17 protein-coding genes are annotated in these 18,881 nt (G+C 61.3%); 7 read left to right on the top strand and 10 right to left on the bottom strand.

Features of this window, described 5'->3' with window-relative positions; genetic code table 11:
* Window position 1: 1 nt before the first annotated feature.
* Complete coding sequence (locus IEX57_RS00355) at window positions 2-1,951, bottom strand: UvrD-helicase domain-containing protein (protein WP_188701188.1); 1,950 nt, start codon at window positions 1,949-1,951, stop codon at window positions 2-4.
* A 231-nt stretch (window positions 1,952-2,182) separates the two neighbouring features.
* Between IEX57_RS00355 and IEX57_RS00350 the strand changes: the two genes are divergently transcribed.
* Window positions 2,183-2,647 (top strand): Lrp/AsnC family transcriptional regulator, encoded by a 465-nt coding sequence (locus IEX57_RS00350; protein ID WP_188701186.1) that lies wholly within the window; start codon window positions 2,183-2,185, stop codon window positions 2,645-2,647.
* On the opposite strand, the gene IEX57_RS00345 is transcribed toward IEX57_RS00350, so the two are convergent.
* Entirely contained in the window at window positions 2,644-4,839 is a 2,196-nt protein-coding gene (locus IEX57_RS00345; protein ID WP_188701184.1) for a phospholipase C, read from the bottom strand. The genes IEX57_RS00350 and IEX57_RS00345 overlap by 4 nt on opposite strands.
* Before the next feature lie 184 nt (window positions 4,840-5,023).
* Here IEX57_RS00345 and IEX57_RS00340 point away from each other — a divergent pair, with 184 nt between their 5' ends.
* From IEX57_RS00340 to IEX57_RS21275, 6 genes are all read left to right on the top strand, one after another.
* Window positions 5,024-5,809: a substrate-binding periplasmic protein gene (locus IEX57_RS00340; protein WP_229708504.1), complete on the top strand. Its 786-nt coding sequence runs from the start codon at window positions 5,024-5,026 to the stop codon at window positions 5,807-5,809.
* A gap of 609 nt (window positions 5,810-6,418) precedes the next feature.
* Entirely contained in the window at window positions 6,419-7,882 is a 1,464-nt protein-coding gene (locus tag IEX57_RS00335) for a serine hydrolase domain-containing protein (protein WP_188701182.1), read from the top strand.
* An 877-nt stretch (window positions 7,883-8,759) separates the two neighbouring features.
* Complete coding sequence (locus tag IEX57_RS00330; RefSeq protein WP_188701179.1) at window positions 8,760-9,518, top strand: COG4705 family protein; 759 nt, start codon at window positions 8,760-8,762, stop codon at window positions 9,516-9,518.
* 69 nt (window positions 9,519-9,587) lie between these two features.
* Window positions 9,588-10,007 (top strand): histidine kinase, encoded by a 420-nt coding sequence (locus IEX57_RS00325; RefSeq protein ID WP_188701177.1) that lies wholly within the window; start codon window positions 9,588-9,590, stop codon window positions 10,005-10,007.
* A 358-nt stretch (window positions 10,008-10,365) separates the two neighbouring features.
* On the top strand, window positions 10,366-10,986 hold the full coding sequence (locus IEX57_RS00320) for a hypothetical protein (RefSeq protein WP_188701175.1): 621 nt from the start codon (window positions 10,366-10,368) through the stop codon (window positions 10,984-10,986).
* A gap of 39 nt (window positions 10,987-11,025) precedes the next feature.
* On the top strand, window positions 11,026-11,154 hold the full coding sequence (locus IEX57_RS21275) for a hypothetical protein (protein ID WP_268238293.1): 129 nt from the start codon (window positions 11,026-11,028) through the stop codon (window positions 11,152-11,154).
* A gap of 48 nt (window positions 11,155-11,202) precedes the next feature.
* Here IEX57_RS21275 and IEX57_RS00315 read toward each other — a convergent pair whose 3' ends face one another.
* The 8 genes from IEX57_RS00315 to IEX57_RS00280 form a co-directional block, all read right to left on the bottom strand.
* A complete protein-coding gene (locus tag IEX57_RS00315; protein WP_188701173.1) occupies window positions 11,203-12,342 on the bottom strand; it encodes an ABC transporter ATP-binding protein in 1,140 nt (379 codons plus the stop codon).
* Window positions 12,342-13,001, bottom strand: coding sequence for an ABC transporter permease (locus IEX57_RS00310; RefSeq protein ID WP_188701171.1), 660 nt, complete (start codon window positions 12,999-13,001; stop codon window positions 12,342-12,344). Before IEX57_RS00310 ends, IEX57_RS00315 begins: the two co-directional genes overlap by 1 nt.
* A gap of 9 nt (window positions 13,002-13,010) precedes the next feature.
* Complete coding sequence (locus tag IEX57_RS00305; protein WP_188701169.1) at window positions 13,011-13,934, bottom strand: glycine betaine ABC transporter substrate-binding protein; 924 nt, start codon at window positions 13,932-13,934, stop codon at window positions 13,011-13,013.
* 16 nt (window positions 13,935-13,950) lie between these two features.
* A complete protein-coding gene (locus tag IEX57_RS00300) occupies window positions 13,951-14,667 on the bottom strand; it encodes an ABC transporter permease (protein WP_188701168.1) in 717 nt (238 codons plus the stop codon).
* 326 nt (window positions 14,668-14,993) lie between these two features.
* On the bottom strand, window positions 14,994-15,860 hold the full coding sequence (locus tag IEX57_RS00295) for an alpha/beta hydrolase (protein ID WP_188701166.1): 867 nt from the start codon (window positions 15,858-15,860) through the stop codon (window positions 14,994-14,996).
* Between the two features lies 1 nt (window position 15,861).
* The gene (locus IEX57_RS00290) at window positions 15,862-17,145 is read right to left on the bottom strand and encodes an MASE1 domain-containing protein (protein WP_188701164.1); all 1,284 of its coding nucleotides are present in this window, start codon (window positions 17,143-17,145) and stop codon (window positions 15,862-15,864) included.
* A gap of 208 nt (window positions 17,146-17,353) precedes the next feature.
* Window positions 17,354-17,605 (bottom strand): hypothetical protein, encoded by a 252-nt coding sequence (locus tag IEX57_RS00285; protein WP_188701162.1) that lies wholly within the window; start codon window positions 17,603-17,605, stop codon window positions 17,354-17,356.
* A 5-nt stretch (window positions 17,606-17,610) separates the two neighbouring features.
* Window positions 17,611-18,018, bottom strand: a complete 408-nt coding sequence (locus IEX57_RS00280) for an SRPBCC family protein (protein ID WP_188701160.1) — start codon at window positions 18,016-18,018, stop codon at window positions 17,611-17,613.
* Between the last annotated feature and the right edge of the window lie 863 nt (window positions 18,019-18,881).

Raw genomic sequence — 18,881 nt, 5'->3', positions numbered from 1 at the left:
CTCAGGCGCCGAAGATGCCGTGGACTTCCTGGGCCAGCGCGTCGCCCTCGTCCGTGGTTTCCAGCATGATGCCCTCGCGGGCGCGGGTCACCGCCACGTAGAGTTCACGCCAGCCGGCGGCAGAAGGCTGCAGCAAATGCCGGCGCCAGCCGGATGGCCCGATCGGCAACAGCACGCGCGCGTATTCATGCCCTTTGGCGTGCAATACCGAGGTCAGCGACAAGCCGCCGGCATTGGTCCGCTGCCGCACAAAGCGTTCAACCGCTTCATCCCAGCGTTGGATTTGCGTGGCCGGGGCGATATCTGCGCTGAAACGGCGCGCCAGTTCATCCAGCAACAAGCCCGATTGCCGTCCCGCTGCCGGGTGTTGCGCCCGCTGGTGCAAGAAGGCGTGCAGTTGCAAATGCTGCACGGCCAGCGCCAGCCAATCCGGCCAGGCGGCGGCACGGGTCAGGATGGGGGGTAAAAATTCGGCCAGTTTGTCCAGCACCAGGCCAAAGGTAAACGGATCGGCATTCAGCAAACGCTGGCCGTCCATGCGCCGCGCGCCGTCCAGCCCCAGCTCTGCCCGCAGATCACTGCGCGATTCTTTATCCAGCCCCAGCGCGGGCACGTTCATCAGCACATCCACCGCGTAAATGCTGTTGACGTGAAAGGGTGCGTCGGCGGCAAACCGGCGGCAGTACAACAACGCCAGCGCCCGCACCACGCGGAACTCGTAACCCTGGAAAAAAGGCCGCACGCGTTCGACCAGCCGATACGGCACGCCGGCATCAAACAACCGCAGTTGCAACATCATGCAATCAGCCTGGGTCGGCAAGATGGCGCAGTGATCGGCCAGCGCCACCCCTTGCTGCGCGCTTTGCGCCAGCCATGCCACCAGATCAGGCACGGCCAGCAACTTGCCCGATTGCGCGCGCGGCCCGGTAATGCGCGCCGCGCCCGGTTGCAGCCGCTGCACGATGCGGTCGGCCATTTGCGCAATGCGGTGGCCGTAACGCCAGGAACGCGGCAAGGCCAGCGTGGTGACGCCAGCCAGTTTCGCGGCGCTATCAAAAGCGGAAAACGGCTGCAAACCGCGCCAGGCAAACAAGTCTTGATGGCGGTCGCCAATCAGCACCAGGCGACACCCGGCTTTGATCAGCACATTCAGAAGTTCAAAATGCAGCGCCTTGGTGTCGTGAAATTCATCCACCATGATCACGCTGATGCGGTTGGCCCAGACATAACGCACCAGCGCGCGCGGATCACCGGCCAGGTCGTACGCCGCGCCTTCCACGCCGACCAGATGACGGCTTTCCCGGCGCAAACGCTCAAAGCGGCTGAACAGGTGATAGAACCAGGGTGGCAGATCAAGACTGGCCAGGAATTCGGTGCGCTCGGCTTCCTGGTATTCTTCCAGGCCGTCTTCCTCGGCATACATGCGCGGGTCGCGAAAGACGTTGGCAATGCGCGCGTTGCCAATCAGTTCCAGCAATTCGATCAAATCTGATTCACGATCCGGGATATCGCCTTCCCAGGTGTCGTTCAGTTCTGCAACCAGCTCTGCCAGCAGTTGCAGCAACTGGTCGCTTTCATTGATGGCGTTCTGGCGGATTTCTTCCCGCGTGAAAAAACCATCGCCCGAGTAATTGCGCCCTTCCACTGCCCCGCACAGTACTTCAAATGCCAGGCCATCAAACGTCAGCACGCTTTTGGGCGGCAGGTTGCGGCCCGTCTGCGCCAGATGCACATCGGCAAAGCGCTGGCGGCCGGCGTTGGAAAACGTCAGCGCCAGCACGCCTTTGCCCTCGGCCACCACTTGTTCACGCGCGGCCACCAGCGTGGTGGTCTTGCCCGTGCCGGCGCCGGCTTCAACCAGTACATGCTGCTGATAATCTGCGCGGGCCAGATCGGTGACGGTGGCCATGATCTGTTGCTGGGCATCGGAAAGCCGGAGGGAATCGCTCATTTCTTTATTAAAACCGGGGTGACTGGCGGGGTACACGGTACCTGAAAACCGGCGGGGTGTCTCAGATCAGGCCGCCCGCCAGCCAGTTGGCCGGCTTTGCGCCCCCGGCTGACCTCCAGTCAGCCCCTGTGCCCTGCCTGCCCGGCAAAGCGGCCCATCCAGTCATATGCTGAGTGTCCATCGTGGTCCGGGAAGGGCACGCCCGCGGCCCGCATCGTCAGGGAACAAGATATGGATACGCTGGATCAATATGACCGCCACATTCTTGCGTTGATACAGCAAGACGGCCGCATTCCGCTGGCCAGGCTAGCCGAGCGCATCGGCCTGAGCGAGACGCCGTGTGTGCGGCGGCTCAAGCGGCTGGAGCATGATGGCTATATCAGCAGCTATCACGCGGTGTTATCCCGCAAGGCGCTGGCGCTGGGTGTGCTGGCGTTTGCGCTGGTGCATTTTGGCGAACATGACCGCACTTTGTATGATCGGTTCGAACACGAAATCCAGGGGCTGGAGCGCATTGTGGCGTGTCATAGCGTGGCCGGCAGCGCCGATTACCTGCTGCAGATTGTCGCCAAAGACATGGATGACTATGGCCATTTCGTGCACGACGTGTTGCGCGTGCTGCCGGGCGTGGCCGCGGTCGACTCGATGCTGGCCATGGGTGAAGTCAAACCCTTTGGCGGGTTGCCGTTGCTTTAGCCCGCTTTGGGCGGTTTGCGCCCTTTGGCTGCCGGTGCCCGGCCTGGCGTCGTGGCGCCCTTTTGCGCCAGCCACTGATCCACCTGGGCCACGCGTTGCTCCACCGTCAACGCCGGCTCAGCGACAGCGCCCGGGGCGGCCGCGCCCAGCAAGCCATGGGTGACTGGCCGCAAGATCATTTCTGCGGTTTTCAGCATGGATTCACGCGCGTCATCCCACACGGTCGGCGCTGGCGCGGGGATTTTGGCCGGCGTCAGCAGCAGTTTGTCCGTGCGCGCTTGCGGTAGCGACATCAGCCCGGCGAAATTGCCGCAAACCTTGTTGTCCGCCACCGCCGGATTCATGCGGTTGCCCAGCAGCGGCAAATTCCACTTGCGGCAGGCGTAGCGCAAGATGCTGGTGTGGTCGTACACCGTATGATCCACGCCCGGCGGCACCCAGGGCGAGACCAGCACCGCCGGCACCCGCACCCCCAACCGGGTGAAGTCAAACGGCGGCGAGGTCGACAGCGCGGTATCCGGCCCCACGGTGGCGGGCGGCACCACATGATCATAAAAGCCGCCGTGTTCATCCCAGGTAATGATCAGCAGCGTGCTGCTCCACAGTTCGTCGTTGTTGCGGATGGCGTTGTAGACAGCGGCAATCAGTTGCTCGCCCTGTTGCACGCCGGCCGACGGATGCTGGTCGTTTTCCGTGCCATTGCCGTTATCAAAATAACGCGGCTCGATAAACGCATAGGCCGGAAAATCTGCCGCCTTGCCGGCGCAAGCTGCGGTGAAATCCGCCATGGTGCCGTAGGCTTGTTGCCAGTCGCGCGCGCGCACTTTGCCCAGCAGCGCCGTTTGCGGAAAACCATCGTGATAGATCTTCCAGCTAATGGGCGGTTGCGCGTCAGACAGACGATCGTACAGGGTGTCCTGATTGTAGTTTTTCAACAGTGACGGCCAGGTCAGCGGCGAGCTCAGACTGGGCATCAGCAACTCGCCCAGACAGGTGCCCGAATGCACGAAAAACCGGTTGGGCCAGGTGGGCCCGGGCAAGGATGAAAACCAGCGGTCGCACACCATGAAATGCTGCGCCAGCGTGTGCAGCACCGGCAATTCGCCCGCCTTGAAGTAGCTCATGACTTGCTGCAGATGGGTATCCAGTTCGTCCGGTGGCAGCGCCTTGCCCGGCCCGGCGCGGTAGTTATCGACAAAATGCCCCATCTGGTCGCTGATCTGCTGCTGTACATCGACAAACTCGTGGGCGGGCACAAACTTGCCATCGGTGCCGACCGTATCGCTGGCATTGTTCAGCTGCGTATAGACCTTGCCCGAGACACTGTCGGTATTGCGGCCCGGGCTGGCTGGCGCAACGCCGTCCAGCCCCGGAATCAGCTTGCCCAGATCGCCCAGCATGTGGTCAAACGAGCGGTTTTCCATCATCAGCACCACCACGTGCTCAATGGGATCTGGCGTGGTGCTGGCCGGCGCGGCCATGGCGCCGCGTTGCGCCACCCGGCCAAAGCCATGCTTGCGTTTGACTGCCAGGCGTCTGGCGGCGGTCTGGTTATTGGCAAAGAAGGTATCCGGCGCGTTCAGGCCCGGATCAAAAAACCCGATATACCCACCCGGCGTGACCCCGAAAGACGCCAGCGGCGCACTGCAAAAACTGGTGCGTGCGGATGGATCGCTGTTGGCAAAATAGGCCGGCAAGACAAAATCGGACACCGTGACACCGTCCAGCACGTAAGTGACGGTCTGCACCGCGTCGCACATCTCAAAGTAGTGGTAGACAACGCTTTGCGGATTGGCCGGATGCGGCCCCTGCACCAGCAGATTGCATTGCGGGTCGGCAATCAGTTCCAGCGCCTCGTGCGAGAGCGTGGTGGTCCACTCGTCCCCCAGTTCACGACATAAATCCAGAAACACATAGCCAAACGGGACACCCGTGGCACTGTGATCGTGATAACCCAGAAAACCGCCACCCCGCGCCGAATCAAGCACGTATAAAATGGCGTCCCCGCGCAGTTGGGCCAAAGCGCGCGCATCACGTCCGTCCAGCCCGCTGGCATCCAGCCGCAAACGCCCGCCAAAGGCCCAGAATGGCTCGAAGTCTTCTGCAATTTGCCGGTTGATCGCCCGGATCGCCCGCTGTATGTCGCGATCGGACAGGGTTTTTGAACCATTGACCACCGAAATCTGGAACATGCTGCTCTCCTGCCACCTGCTTGACCGTTTTGTTGTTCCGGGCCGGGTCCGGCTAATGCATGGTGGTGTAGCACATGCCAGGGCAATGACAACTTGCGTCGGGCAAATGGCAAACGCGCCGGTGCCGATGCGCGCAGCCGTTTCTATACTCGGAACTGTCAAACACCTGGTGCGAAGCGCAACTTTGAACCGACGCACGCCTTTACGCGGGCTGGCTTGCCTGGCCTTTGCCCTGTTCAGCCTGGGCGCCAGTACCGCGGCCGCTTGCAGCATGCCCTTTACCATGGCGCTGGAAACCTGGCCGCCCTATATGTATGCCGATGCCGGCGGCAAGCCCGCCGGGCTGGATATCGAACTGGCCCAGGCCATTTTTCGTGAAGCGCGCTGCACGCTGATCATTACCGATGAAGTGCCACGCAAGCGCCGCCAGAAAATGTATGAAGACGGCACGCTGAACCTGTTGCTGGCTGCCTCTGATACACCAGAGCGCGAAAAAACCAGCTATTTCACCCTGCCATATCGCCGTGAAGTGGCCGCGCTGATGGCGCTGACGCCCAAGGCAGCGCAATACGCCAGCGTGCGTTCCTTTGCCGATTTGCGCGCGCGCAAGATCCTGCTGGTCAGCCCCAACAGCGGCTGGTACGGCCCGGATTACGCAACGAACCTGCCCGCCATGCAGGCGGCGTCATCGGTCGTGTTTTTTGAGGATTTCCAGCAAGGTATCCGCATGATCAAGGCCCAGCACGGTGACGTGATTCTGGGCGACCTTGTGGCCCTGACCTGGGAAGCACGCAAACAGAATATCCCTGTCGCGCCATTGCCCATGCCGGTGTTTTCTGATGACGTGCATATGATGCTTAGCCGCAGATCAGCCATACCGGCCGATGTAGAAGCCTTGAATGCCGCCATTAACCGGCTGGAAAAAAACGGCACCCTGGCGCAAATCAGGGCGCGCTATGGATTGCATTAAGGATGCGGTTTTTTAATTCTGTTTCCGTTAAATGATGGATTGATTCATTTGATTCATTTAAATCATTTGAATCACTTCAATCCATTCATTTCAATACAGATTTTCTGCCGCCAGCCCTGGCGCAGCCCATCCTGACAAAGCCACACACGCGTTATGCGGTGTGGCTTTTTTGTGGCCAGCCGCTGGCGCGCTGACCGCCTGTCTGCCCATGGCCAGCGCGCCCCGGTTGATGACGCTTGGCACGGTGAGCGCCTTTACGTTCGTCATTGATACAGTTGACAGTAGACGAAAGCATTTTCTACAACGCAGATTGTTCGCCAGTTGTCATGGCACCGCGCAGAAGTCAGATCAGCCCTACAAACTGCGCACCGAGCACCCGGCCAAATACCTTACAACGCGTCATGTCAGACCGATGATCCAGCCTGCCTGGGTTTCGCCGGCCTTTGCCTGAAAACATGAAATGCAAAAACAAAGCCAATACCGACATATGCATTGAATTGTTTTGTCAGACGCACCGCGTTTTGTCATTCCACTGTTATTTCCGGCTTGATACGCGCCCGTATCACGGGCACTGGTTTGCATCAGGAATATGAATTCACGAGGTTAACAATGAATACATTGCGCCAATACACGGGGGTTCTCGGCGCCGGCTTGCTGCTGGCGACCAGCGCACTGGCGGCCGACGTCACTTCGGCCCAGGTGGCCAGCACGCCACTCCCCAATCCGCAGGACATGTTCTCCTGGACCACGCAGCAAAAAGTGGTTGGTTTCAGTCACAGCGCCCAGTTGTTCAGTACCGAAACCATGCAGCGCGGCTACTGGATATCACCGCTGTGGCCAGCCCGTCCGGACCAGCTCTGGCGCGCCAGCCAGGTGCGCTATCAGTACGGCAGCAACGCCAACGGCACGCCACATACCGGCAACACCGTGGACGACTATATGAAGCACAGCAAAGCCACCGCGCTGCTGGTGCTCAAGGACGGCAATATTGCGCTGGAACGCTACGCCATGGGCATTACGCCGTGGACATTGTGGGACAGCAAATCGGCCGCCAAATCCATCACCTCTACCCTGCTGGGCATGGCGATCAAAGACGGGTATATCTCCAGTCTGGATGACCCGATCGACATGTACGTGACCGAACTGCACGGCACCGCCTACCAGGGCGTACCGCTGCGCGCCATGCTGCATATGGCCTCTGGCGTGGCCTGGAACGAGAACTACCTGGACCCGGCGTCGGATATCTCGGCCTTGCTCAAGTGCGTGAACAACTCCGGCAGCAACACCCCGCCTTGCGCAATCAACCTGCTGGCCACCCGCCCGCACGCCATCGACCCCGCTACTGGCGTCAATGCCGTGCCCGGCGCCGTATTCAACTACAGCACCGGCGAAGCATTCCTGACGGGTCTGGCCATTCAGCGCGCCACCCGCCTCAGCCTGGCCCAGTACATGCAGCGCAAGCTGTGGCAACCCCTGGGCATGGAAGCCAACGGCAACTGGTGGACCTGGAATGGCGTCTCGTTCGGGGCTGGCGGCTTTAACGCCACCCTGCATGACTACGGCCGCTGGGGCGTTTACGTGATGAACAACGGCCGCCTGCCCGATGGCACCCGCACCCTGCCAGAACACTGGATGCGTGACGCCACCACCTGGACCATGGCCTCTGCCCTGCCGTACTACGCCGACAACGGCCAGTATGGCTACTACTGGTGGTTCGCCCCCGCTTATGACGACAACCAGGTCGGCGCCACCAATTTCGCCAGCCCCATCTACGCCAATATCGGCGCCCCTTTGCAAAACACCGACAACCCCGCTGGTGCAGTCCCCGTGCAAGCACGCGGGCCGGTGCAAGGGCAACCGGGCTCAGTCAGCGACTGGACCTTTGAAGCCCAAGGCGCCTTCGGCCAACTGATTGCCATCAATCAGCGCGAGCACCTGGTGGTGGTGCAATGGTCAGTCTGGGACAAACCCAGCCCCACCTGCTGCGACCCCACCAACCCGGAAAACAGCGCGGATGACCCCTACAACGAACAGGGCACGTTCCTGAATGCCATGCTGACCGCGTTGCATTGAAGTTTGGCGTAGTGGTTCTTTTCCAGAAGGCCGCCGGCGGCGGCCGACTGGATTCCTGCCTGCGCAGGAATGACGAACCGGTGGGGCGAAGTTTCGTTCTTGCAGACGGATGAATTGAGGGGTGCTGTTGCCGTTGCTGTTGCTGTTGCCGTTGCCGTTGCCGTTGCCGTTGCCGTTGCCGTTGCCGTTGCCGTTGCCGTTGCCGTTGCCGTTGCCGTTGCCGTTGCCGTTGCCGTTGCCGTTGCCGTTGCCGTTGCCGTTGCCGTTGATTTTCGGGGTCGCCGTTGCCTTTGACGTACCTCCCCTTGACTGCGCCGAGCATCGCAGCAAGGCGCGGGGTTTCGGCGGAGGGGTGTCTGAGCGAAGCGAGTTCCCGCAGCCAGCCGCGCCTTGCGAGAAGCACAGGGAACTCGCGAAGCGAGCGCAGTCGCAGGGGTCGCCTTTCTTTTGGGTACTTTTCTTTGGCGAAGCAAAGAAAAGTAACGTGCTCCGGCCACCGCCGGTATCAAAACACCCGCGCCGCCAGGCGCTAACACACACACCGCTATGGTGGATTGTCGCCAAGCTCCGAATCCACCCTACCGCCTGACTCTGGCCACAACAGCGAGCCACCCAGGCTCCTGACTGAATTCCGGTCTTCGCCGGAATGACGATGCAGTGGCGAAGCGAACAATACATCCTTGCCATGACTGCAGCTGGATTCCGGCCTCCGCCGGAATGACGAAGTAGTAACAACGCAAGCCGCCCTCCCTTCCCAACGCCCCCTTGCCAACACCCCAGCCACACCCCCCCCGCCCAAAATCCCCCCACCTATGGCTAGCCTAAGTCCCCTCCCCCAAATTACACACATCCATCCCGCGCAATCTGAAGGCCCCCCATGCAAGCCACCTCCCACTGGACCAACAAAGTCCCCGCCGTCACCTTCGCCTTCTGGCTGATCAAGATCCTCTCCACCACCGTCGGTGAAACCGGCGCGGATTTTCTGGCGGTCAATGCCGGTTTCGGCACCTTGATCACCGACTGCACCATGGCCCTGCTGCTGGCCGGCGCGCTGGGTCTGCAACTGAATGCGCACCGCCATATTCCGTGGATGTACTGGCTCACGGTGGTGCTGGTCAGCATCGTCGGCACGCAAATTACTGACCTACTGACCGACGGCCTTGGCGTCAGTCTGTATCTGAGCACGGCGGTCTTTGCCGTGTTGCTGGGGCTGATCTTTGCCTTGTGGTTCCGCAAGGAGCGCACGCTGTCCATCAAGGACATCACCAGCCTGCCGCGTGAACTCTTTTACTGGGCGGCCATCCTGTGCACCTTCGCCCTGGGCACGGCCGCCGGCGATCTGGCCACAGAGGCACTGGGGCTGGGGTTCCAGTGGGGCGTGTTTGTCTTTGGCGTGCTGATCATCCTGACCACCGTGGCCTGGCAACTGGGCGCCAACGCCACGCTGGCGTTCTGGGTGGCGTACATCCTTACCCGGCCATTGGGTGCATCGCTGGGCGATCTGTTATCGCAATCCACCACTTACGGCGGCCTGGGTTTTGGCGCCAAAGGCACCAGCGCGCTGTTTTTGCTGGTGATCGTCGCCCTGGTTGCCCTGGCGCAGCGCCAGGCCATGCGTGCCGATCCCGCGCACTGATCGCGCACTGATCGGCATTTGCCGCTGTTTGTCCTGTTTCAACCCGCACACACTGACAAGGAGTATTTCATGACGACCCATTCCAGAGCCCGGCCGGGCACCCGCTGGCTGGCGGCTTCTGCGTTTGCCCTTACTGCCCTGGGTTTCACCTTGCCGATGGCCTCGCCATTCGTTGCGATTGCCCAGGCGGCAGCGCCGTCAAAGCTGGGTGATCTCTCCGCATTCCGCAATATTGCGGCAGACGTTCAGACCCTGGTGAACAAAGGGGACCTGGCGGGCGGCAAGACGCGGATCAAAGACCTTGAAGTGAGCTGGGATGAAGCCGAAGCCGGCCTGAAGCCGCGCGATGCTGCCACCTGGCATGTGGTTGATAAAGCCATTGATCGCGCCCTTGCCGCACTGCGCGCCGATAAACCCGATGCCGCCAACTGCAAACAGGCCCTGGCCGATTTGCTCAAAACCATGGATCAGGCCAGCGGCAAGGTCTGACGCCGCCAAACACGCCGCCAGGCCAAAAAAAACCGGTCGTTGCCAAGGCAAGGACCGGTTTTTTTTTGCCCGCGCCCGGGCTGATCCGGCGCTGCCGCATGTGCTCAGACGCTTGAAAGTACTTTGCTGACAATGTGGCGCGACGCAAAAACCGGTGGGGATGCCGGGTATGCAAAAGTCATTGCGAAAGTGTTGATTATTTGTGTCGGCAAGCAACAAACAACGCGGGCAAAACTTGCCGGACATCAATAAAACCGCGTAACTGCTCACCAAAAAACTGTTGAATAAGGAACTTATTTGATGAAAGCAAGTGAATCAAAATCTGGCTTCAAGATTACTAAACAACAGGGAAGACCAGATGAAACGCCTTGCGCTGACTGCTGTACTTTGCGGCATCACCGTCACCTCCGCCTATGCTGATCTGCTGCAATACGATGATCTGAACGGCCTGCGTTCCAGCCGCGCCGAAGACCAGCTGGAAGACGCCGGCTTTCGCCAGACCGATTCGTCCATCCAGAACGGCAACTGGTACAAGACTTACCGCCATCGCCACCCCACTGCAGAGGTCGTGCTGACTGAACGCTGGGGCAAGGTCACGGCGGTTGACGCCAAAGATTCAACGCACCAGGACCCGAAAGATGAGCATTCGGAACACTGGGCGCGTGACCGCAACCGCAATATCGCCATTGGCGCAGCTGCAGTGGCCGCATTGGGTGTGGGCCTGTATGCCATGAATCACAAAAGCCAGAGCGCCAACCAGGATAGCGGCCATGACGCACGGGTGGATGTATCTACCCTGAACGGCGCGCGCGGGGCGGGTGGCGAGCAGTTTCTGACCAACAACGGGTTCAGCAATACCCGCCACGACGGCCTGACCAACTGGTGGTACAACCAGACGTCTGGCCAGTGCGTGCAGGTGCAGACCTGGAACGGGCGTTATACCTCGGTGCAGGAAGTCGATGCAGCTCACTGTAAATGAGCGCGCACCTGACCCGGAGCGTGGCGGGCGCGGCCTGACATGCGTGCCGCCGCCCTCTTCATTGCGCTGATTGGCGCCATCCTCAGCCTGCCGCTATTGCCGTTCCTGCTGCCCATCGGGCTGGCTTGCCTTGCCCGCTGGTGCTGGCGGCACTGGCGGCGGCGTTGACTTCAACCTGTGGTACTTGCCCGCCTTGTGCGGGCTTTTTTCCGGCGCTCAAGCCACCAGCGCGCTACGGTGGGTGCGGCCGGAATTGAGATAACTGGCGATGTAATCCTGCGAGACCTCGCCGCTGTAACGGCCATGGGTGTCGATCACCGGCATCCAGGTCAGGTTGTGCTCGTACAGTTTTGACAGCACCACGCGCAGGTTTTCGCCCTCGTCCGAAGTGACGCTGATTGGTTGCAGCTTGTCGGCACACACGCCTGCCGCACCACGCACGTCCTTGCGGCGCACGTAGCCCAGCGGTTTGCCGGTGTCGTCCACCACGGTGAGATGGCGCAAGTCGGCATCGTCCATCACGCTAAAGGCGTTGGTCAGGCTGGTATCGAGCGTGGCGGTGAGGGTTTCTTGCATGTCGGCCACTTCGCCGGCCTGGACCAGCAACAAGCGCTTGAGCGTGCGGTCGTGCCCCAGGAAAGAGGCCACAAAGTCATCGGCTGGTTGCGCCAGCAAGGCATCGGCGGTGTCCACTTGCACCAGCCGGCCCTGGCGGAACACGGCAATGCGGTCGCCCAGTTTGATGGCCTCATCAATGTCGTGGCTGACCAGCATCACCGTTTTGCCCAGTTGCCGCTGCATCTGCAAAAACTCGTTCTGGATCTGCTCACGGTTGATCGGGTCGACCGCGCCAAACGGTTCATCCATCAGCAACACCGGGGCGTCTGCCGCCAGCGCACGGATCACGCCGATACGCTGCTGCTGGCCACCGGACATTTCACGCGGATAGCGCGAGAGGAAGCGGTCCGGGTCCAGCGCCACCATGCCCATCAGTTCCCGGGCGCGTTCGCGGCATTTCTTTTTGTCCCAGCCCAGCATGCGCGGCACGACCATGATGTTGTCTTCAATAGTCATGTTGGGGAACAGACCAATCTGCTGGATCACGTAGCCAATGTTCCGACGCAGCGTCACGGTGTCGATACCGGCGGTGTCTTCGCGATTGATCAGCACCTGGCCGGAGGACGGATCGATCAGCCGGTTGATCATTTTCATGGTGGTGGTCTTGCCACAGCCGGACGGCCCCAGCAGCACGCAGATTTCGCCCTCGGCCACCGTGAGGTTGACGTTATCCACCGCCTTGAACGGCTGGCCGTTTTTCTGGGTAAAGGTCTTGCACAGGTTTTTGAGTTCGATCATCAGCGGATTCCTTTCGGGGTTAACACACGCTGCAGTCGCAGCAGCACCTGGTCCATGACCACGGCCAGGACGCTTACGATGACGGCGCCGGCAATCAGCTTGCGGATATCGCTCTGGCTGATGCCGTGCAAAATCAGGGTACCCAGGCCACCGGCGCCGACAATGGCGGCAATCGCCATCACGCCGATATTGAGCACCACGGCGGTACGGATACCGCCAAACACCAGCGGCACCGCCAGCGGCAGTTCCACCCATTTCAGGCGCTGCCAGAACGTCAGGCCAATGCCGCGGCCGGCTTCACGCACGCCGGCATCAAGCTGGGTCAGCGCGGTGTGCGTGTTGCGCACAATGGGCAGCAACGAGTACAAAAATGCGGCGGTAACGGCCGGCACCGCGCCAATCCCCTGCCCGATCATGGAAAACAGCGGGATCATCAAACCAAACAGCGCAATGGCGGGGATGGTCAGCACAATGGTGGTCAGGCTCAATACCGGCGCGGCCAGCCATTTGAAGCGCACGATCACGATGCCCAGCGGCACGCCCAGCACCACCGCCAGCGCCACGGCAATGCCCACCAGCTGCATATGCTGCAGCGTCAGGCCCAGAATGAACGGCAGGTTGTGGATCACAAACAGGAAGGTGTCATTGATGGTATCCATGCGCCCTCCTTAATTGATGAGTTTGTGCGCGCGCAGGAAATCTGCGGCGACGTCGTCAACGTTGCGGTGGTCGATATCCACCTGGGCGTTGAGCGTGGCAATGGTGTCGTTATCCAGCAGGGCGCTCAGTGCGTTCATGTCATCGGCCAGGCCCGGGTTCTGGTCCAGCACTTCCTGGCGGATCACCGGCGTGGCGGCGTAGCTGGGGAAGTAATGCATGTCGTCTTCCAGCACCAGAAGATCAAACCCCTTCACGCGGCCATCGGTGGTGTACACAAGGCCGGCCTGCACAAAACCGTCGCGGATGGCGTTGTACACCAGGCCCGGGTCCATCTGGCGGATTTGCGGGCGGGCGAGTTCCAGCTTGTACATGGCCTGCATCGGCTTGAGGCCATCGGGTCGGCCGGCAAATTCCATATCAAACCCCAGTTGCCAGGGCTGCGCCCTGGGGTCCGCGGCCACGCGGTTCATGGCCGCCACCAGGTCAGACACGGTCTTGATGCCTTGTGCCTCGGCCACGCTGCGCTTCATGGCCAGCGCGTAAGTGTTGTTCAGCGGCGCGGGCTTGAGCCAGACCAGGCCCTTTTTGGCATCAATATCCTTGACGGTCTGGTAGGCCTCTTCATCGCTCATGCGCTGGTCGATGTGGTTGTAGATGATCAGCGCGGTGCCGGTGTAATCCCAGACCATATCCAGCTGATTGTTCTCCAGTGCATTGCGCTGGATGATGGTGGCCAGATCGGTAGTCTGGTTCACCGTATAACCCTTGGCCGTGAGGTACTGCGCGGTCAGTGCCGCCAGCACGTGCTGTTCGGTAAAGTTCTTGCTGCCCAGGTTGATGGTGCCGCCCGCCAGCGCGGGCATGGCGCAAGCCAGCAGCACAATACCCAGGGTGCGGCGGCAAAACGCCGCCAGTGAGGCCAGTGCCTTCATGTGGTTCTCCTTGGGATCAGGCCACGCCGCGCGGGGTGACCAGTTTGCCAACGCCGGCGACCGTCAGATCAAGCAGCAGCGCAATCAGCGCCGTGGCTGCCGCCCCCAGCAACAAGGCCGTGTGGTTATTCAGGTAAATGCCCGGAAAGATCAGCTCGCCATAGCTGCTGGCGCCAATCAGGAACGCCAGCGGTGCCGTGCCGACGTTGATCGCCAGGGCAATGCGCACGCCCGACAGCATGACCGGCAGCGCATTGGGGATTTCCACCCGCCACAGCCGCTGGCGCGGCGTCATGCCCAGCGCGTTGGCGGCTTCCAGCAATGCCGGTTGCAGGCCAGCCAGGCCCGCGTAGGTGTTGCGCACAATGGGCAGCAACGACGCCAGAAACAGCGCGACAATGGCCGGTTTATCGCCAATGCCGACCACCACCATGGCCAGTGCCAGTACCGCCAAAGGCGGCAGCGTGTTGCCGATGTTGAACAACTGCATGCCGGTTTCGGCCCAGCGCCGGGCAAACGGGCGGCTTAGCAAAATGCCGCTGGGCACACCCACAATCAGCGCCAGCGCCATCGACACGCCCACCAGATAAAGGTGGCGGTGACCAAGGTAAATGAGGTCCTCGCGGTACTGCGCCAGTTGATCCGGGCCCACTGCCCAGACCAGCGCAACCGCGACAGCGGCTACGGCGGCAAAGCCCAGCGCCATGCGCTTGAACCACGCGCTTTTCTGCATCTGCGTCTCCTTTGCGAAAAACGGGGCAAAAGCGTCTCCCCGCGATGCGCTTGATCGATCGCGACAACTTGCAAGCTGTCTTTTTCTGGCACCCGGAAATCCATCTTTTCCGGGCATGGAACGCGCGCTACTGCGCGCTTTGGGTGCGGCCGGTTCAGTGCGGCCGCAGGGGCTTGCGGTTAAGCCCCGTCTTGAAAAGGGACTTGTTTATAACATCCGGTTACGCGCAGATGCAAACCATGACATTCACATTAGCGTGTCGGATTCCGCCTATGCTTTAGGCATACCGGGCGCTGTGGCGCGGTTCGCAAGCCACGTGTAAAAATTCACAGCAGCGCATTTTGCGCCAATCCGGCGTTGGCCCGGCGCAAGCGTTCCTGCACCCGCTGGCTGGTTTTACGCTCACGCACCTTGACCACGGCGGTGTCCAGTTGCAGGTGGCGCAACACCTCAATCGCCACCTGATCACGATCGTTATCCACGCAGATCATGTGATAGCTGTTTTGCAGGATCACCACGCGCGTGCGGTCATGGCCAATGCGTTCAGCCAGGAAGTACGCCGAGCGCGGGCTGGTCAGTTCATCCTCGTCAGCGTGCACGATCAATGTCGGGCACTGGATGCGATCCAGATCCCGCTGCACCACCGCGCGCAGGCGATCCACCTGTTCAATGCACGACAGCGGCACCCACGGATAATGAAAATTGTCGCCGCGCGCGAACCTGGCCTTGACCATGGCGCGCACCAGATCACTTTTGATGCCGTAGGGTTCTTCTTCTGCCACGCGCATGCGCCGCGCCAGGCCCGGCAACCGGTACACCAGATGCCGCACTGCGCGATACCACGGCGTGGACCAGCCATCCAGAAACACCGGCGGCGCCAGCGCAATCAGCCGGCCTTTGGCGTGGCGCATGCGCTTGGCCAGTTCCACGGCAATCAAAGACCCCAGACACATGCCCATGATGTGCAGCACGTCGTACTGCGGGGCGATCTCAAGATACTGTTTTTCCACGGCTTCCAGCCAGTCTTCCATCATCACGCCGATCAGGTCTTGCGGCTGGCCGCCGTGCCCTGGCAACGTGATGCAATGCGTCTCTACCCCTGCTTTTTGCAGCGTCTTGTGCAAGGAACCAAGGTCATATTGCGTGCCACCCAGACCGTGAACCAGCAACACGCCAATGCGTTGTGCGGCCATGTCAGTACACCCCCTGGTTGGCGGTGGCTGCCAGGCGCAACAAGCCGCTGACGCGGTACACGCTGTCGTCAAAATCAATGACTGGCGCGCCGGTGTCTTCCAGCGTCACCCAGGAACCGTCACCCGCCTTGAAGCGGAAAGTCTGGGTAAACGCCGAAATGCCCCCGGCCTGGCGCAAGGCTGCGTAATCGGTGACGCGGTGACGGTCTTGCGGGTGGATGCGGGCAAAGAAGTCATCCAGATGCGGCAGTTGCGCGGCAGACAAGCCCATCAAGGCCGGCATGGGCCCGGCCCATACAATCACGCCGGTGGCCGGATCGACCTCGTACATCAGTTGCTGGGTGCCCAGCAGCATGCCGTCGGCCCGCACTTTCCAGGCCAGTGCGTCGGCCAGGGCAGCCTCCCGCGCGGCGTTGATGACGGACATCAACAACCCCAGCAAGGCGGCAATGCCCAGATACATTTGTACTTCCAGCAGCGGATCGCCCAGCACGTGGCCGGCGTGGGCAAACGGGCCATCGCCCTGTCCGGTGTTGAAACAGGCAATGGCAGACAGCGCCAGCAAGGCCGTGGTCATGCCGCGCTGTTGCCAGGACAGCGCCACCAGCACCAGAAACACCAGCGGCAGATAAGAAAGCTCAAACGTGCCCGCGCCCAACAGCGCCTGCATGGTGTCGCTGTCAAACGCCAGCACCGCGCTGATGACCAGCAAGACAAACCATGCCAGCCCCGCCAGGCTTTGCCCGCGCACGCTGGCACGGCGCAAACCGTGATCGGCCCAGGCCAGCACCAGCGGCGCGCCCACCAGCGCGCCCACGGCAGTCGATACCGACAGCACATCCACCCCTGCCGACACCGGGCCATAACCCAGCGCGCGGATGCCCTCTGCGCCAGCCAGCGCGCCCAGCACGCTGCCCGCCAGCACCAGCACCACAAACCAGCACAACGCCGCCGGTTCAGTCAGCGCGGTGCGGCCTGGATTGCGCCAGCGCCAGACTGCGGCGATCCCGACCATGGTGATCAGGTTGAACAGCACGTACAGCGCGGACACGGCGACGGGCCGGTCGATAAACAAGCCTCCGCCGAAATGCAGCCAGCCTGCCAGCACACAAAACGCCAGCCACTGCCGCCGCGGCGCCAGCATGAGCGTACCCAGCAAGATGCCGCCGGCTGGCCAGATCAGGGTGGAATGGGTAACAGGATCACGCGCGCCAAAGCTCAGCAGCATCAGCGCGCCAAAAGCCAGGGCAAACAGCCAGGCTCTGGAAAGAGACGGAAAAGACATGACGGCACCTGCGTATCGAAGCGTGGATCGACGCCAGCAAAGCTGACGACTGACCCGACACCTGCGACGCAAAGTGCCTGTCAGCGGGGCCGATTATGCAAAGTGCATGGGGACCAACTGAACGTGCGGAAGTTTAATTTGGCATGGCCGAGAACCGCTTAAGGGACTGGCCTGAAAGGAGAAAATACGCAAACTGCAGTACAGGGACTTACGCTTTGAACCAGATCCATACCGCCAGAATGGCCGGGATACCGAACACCACCAGCAACATGGGGAGCTCTTCCAGCACCGGATACCCGGCGCGATTCACGCCGAACCACATATTGATCAGCGCCGCCACCAGCCAGACGCCAATGAACACCTGGCACACCAGCGGCACCGTGCCGCCCAGCCAGTGCCCGACCAGCAACGCCAGCCCCAGCAGCACAAGGCCAGCGGCGATCACCAGCGCCGTATGCATGCCACTCAGCCCCGCTCTGCCAGCGCCTTGAGCGCCGCCAGCACGTCGGCAAAATCGCCCGTCACCATCGGCCCGAACTCATCGGCCTGCGGCCCGCTGATGGTGGTGCTGTAGGTAATGCGGGTGAGCGTGTCAGACAGCGGCGTGATGCGGTGATCGACAACGACGGTGGTGCCATCAATGACCGTTTCATCGGTAAACCCGGACAGCGCCGTGACCTGCGTCAGCGTGCTGACAAAGCCATCCTGGCCGGGCGGTTGCATGGCAAACGTCGTCCCCGCTGCAAACGGGCCGTGGATTTCGATGTAATCAATCCCCGCGTTCCAGTTTTTCCAGCCGGGGACGTCGGCAAACAGTTGCCAGATGCGGGCCGGGGTGGCGGTGGTGGTGATGGATTCTTCGTGGGACCACATGGGGGGTGACCTTTTGCTTGAGTACCGGGTCATCATAGGTGGTCGCGGGGGAGGATGGGTCGGAAAACCTTTAACCACTGTTAGCGCCTGACGGCGCGGGTGTTTTGATACCGGCGGTGGCCGGAGCACGTTACTTTCTTTGCTTCGCCAAAGAAAGTAACCAAAGAAAGGCGACCCCAGCCCGGCGGCCCTCCGGGCTTCCCTCAGTCGGTCGGGAGCCTAAGGTCTCCCTCCACTCCTTCGGCGCTTGGCTTTAATGGGGGGAGAAAGTCAAAGGCAACTGCAACTGCAAAATCCAAAACAACGACAACGACAACGACAACGACGAAATCTACGCAGCGTGCATCCCACCAACTCGTCATTCCCGCGGAGGCGGGAATCCAGCACGAGGCCGGCACGGTCCCTTCGCGGGCGAGGATGTAAGCGCCAACCCGTAGGGTGGATTCGGAGCAGAGCGACAATCCACCGTCGCCAAGGCCACCTGCGGTGGCCGTTCTGGATTCCGGCCAAGGGGGCCGCCGAGGTCCGGAATGATGAAGTGATGGGGCACGCTAATCATTGCTGCGGGCCGTGGCGTAGGGTGGCTTCGCGAAGCAATCCACCGTTGCGTTGGTGGATTGTCGCTTCGCTCCGAATCCACCCTACAAAACCTGTATCCAGATAACCTGGCTTTGGTTGCCGTTGCCGTTGCCGTTGCCGTTGCCGTTGATTTTCGGGGTTGCCGTTGCTTTTGACTTGCGCTCCCCTTGACTGCGCCGAGCATCGCAGCAAGGCGCGGGGTTTCGGCGTAAGGGTGTTTGAGGGCTTTAGCCCGAGTTCCCTGGAGCCAGCCGCGCCTTGCGAGAAGCACAGGGAACCCGCGT

The sequence above is a fragment of the Silvimonas iriomotensis genome (assembly GCF_014645535.1).
Classification (GTDB): Bacteria; Pseudomonadota; Gammaproteobacteria; order Burkholderiales; family Chitinibacteraceae; genus Silvimonas; species Silvimonas iriomotensis.
This window is presented reverse-complemented; position numbering and strand designations above follow the sequence as displayed.

Bases quoted from the DNA above. Each gene is read 5' to 3' on its own strand.
- IEX57_RS00355 (WP_188701188.1), bottom strand. From the start codon at position 1,951: ATGAGCGATTCCCTCCGGCTTTCCGATGCCCAGCAACAGATCATGGCC.
- IEX57_RS00350 (WP_188701186.1), top strand. From the start codon at position 2,183: ATGGATACGCTGGATCAATATGACCGCCACATTCTTGCGTTGATACAG.
- IEX57_RS00345 (WP_188701184.1), bottom strand. From the start codon at position 4,839: ATGTTCCAGATTTCGGTGGTCAATGGTTCAAAAACCCTGTCCGATCGC.
- IEX57_RS00335 (WP_188701182.1), top strand. From the start codon at position 6,419: ATGAATACATTGCGCCAATACACGGGGGTTCTCGGCGCCGGCTTGCTG.
- IEX57_RS00330 (WP_188701179.1), top strand. From the start codon at position 8,760: ATGCAAGCCACCTCCCACTGGACCAACAAAGTCCCCGCCGTCACCTTC.
- IEX57_RS00325 (WP_188701177.1), top strand. From the start codon at position 9,588: ATGACGACCCATTCCAGAGCCCGGCCGGGCACCCGCTGGCTGGCGGCT.
- IEX57_RS00320 (WP_188701175.1), top strand. From the start codon at position 10,366: ATGAAACGCCTTGCGCTGACTGCTGTACTTTGCGGCATCACCGTCACC.
- IEX57_RS21275 (WP_268238293.1), top strand. From the start codon at position 11,026: ATGCGTGCCGCCGCCCTCTTCATTGCGCTGATTGGCGCCATCCTCAGC.
- IEX57_RS00315 (WP_188701173.1), bottom strand. From the start codon at position 12,342: ATGATCGAACTCAAAAACCTGTGCAAGACCTTTACCCAGAAAAACGGC.
- IEX57_RS00310 (WP_188701171.1), bottom strand. From the start codon at position 13,001: ATGGATACCATCAATGACACCTTCCTGTTTGTGATCCACAACCTGCCG.
- IEX57_RS00305 (WP_188701169.1), bottom strand. From the start codon at position 13,934: ATGAAGGCACTGGCCTCACTGGCGGCGTTTTGCCGCCGCACCCTGGGT.
- IEX57_RS00300 (WP_188701168.1), bottom strand. From the start codon at position 14,667: ATGCAGAAAAGCGCGTGGTTCAAGCGCATGGCGCTGGGCTTTGCCGCC.
- IEX57_RS00295 (WP_188701166.1), bottom strand. From the start codon at position 15,860: ATGGCCGCACAACGCATTGGCGTGTTGCTGGTTCACGGTCTGGGTGGC.
- IEX57_RS00290 (WP_188701164.1), bottom strand. From the start codon at position 17,145: ATGTCTTTTCCGTCTCTTTCCAGAGCCTGGCTGTTTGCCCTGGCTTTT.
- IEX57_RS00285 (WP_188701162.1), bottom strand. From the start codon at position 17,605: ATGCATACGGCGCTGGTGATCGCCGCTGGCCTTGTGCTGCTGGGGCTG.
- IEX57_RS00280 (WP_188701160.1), bottom strand. From the start codon at position 18,018: ATGTGGTCCCACGAAGAATCCATCACCACCACCGCCACCCCGGCCCGC.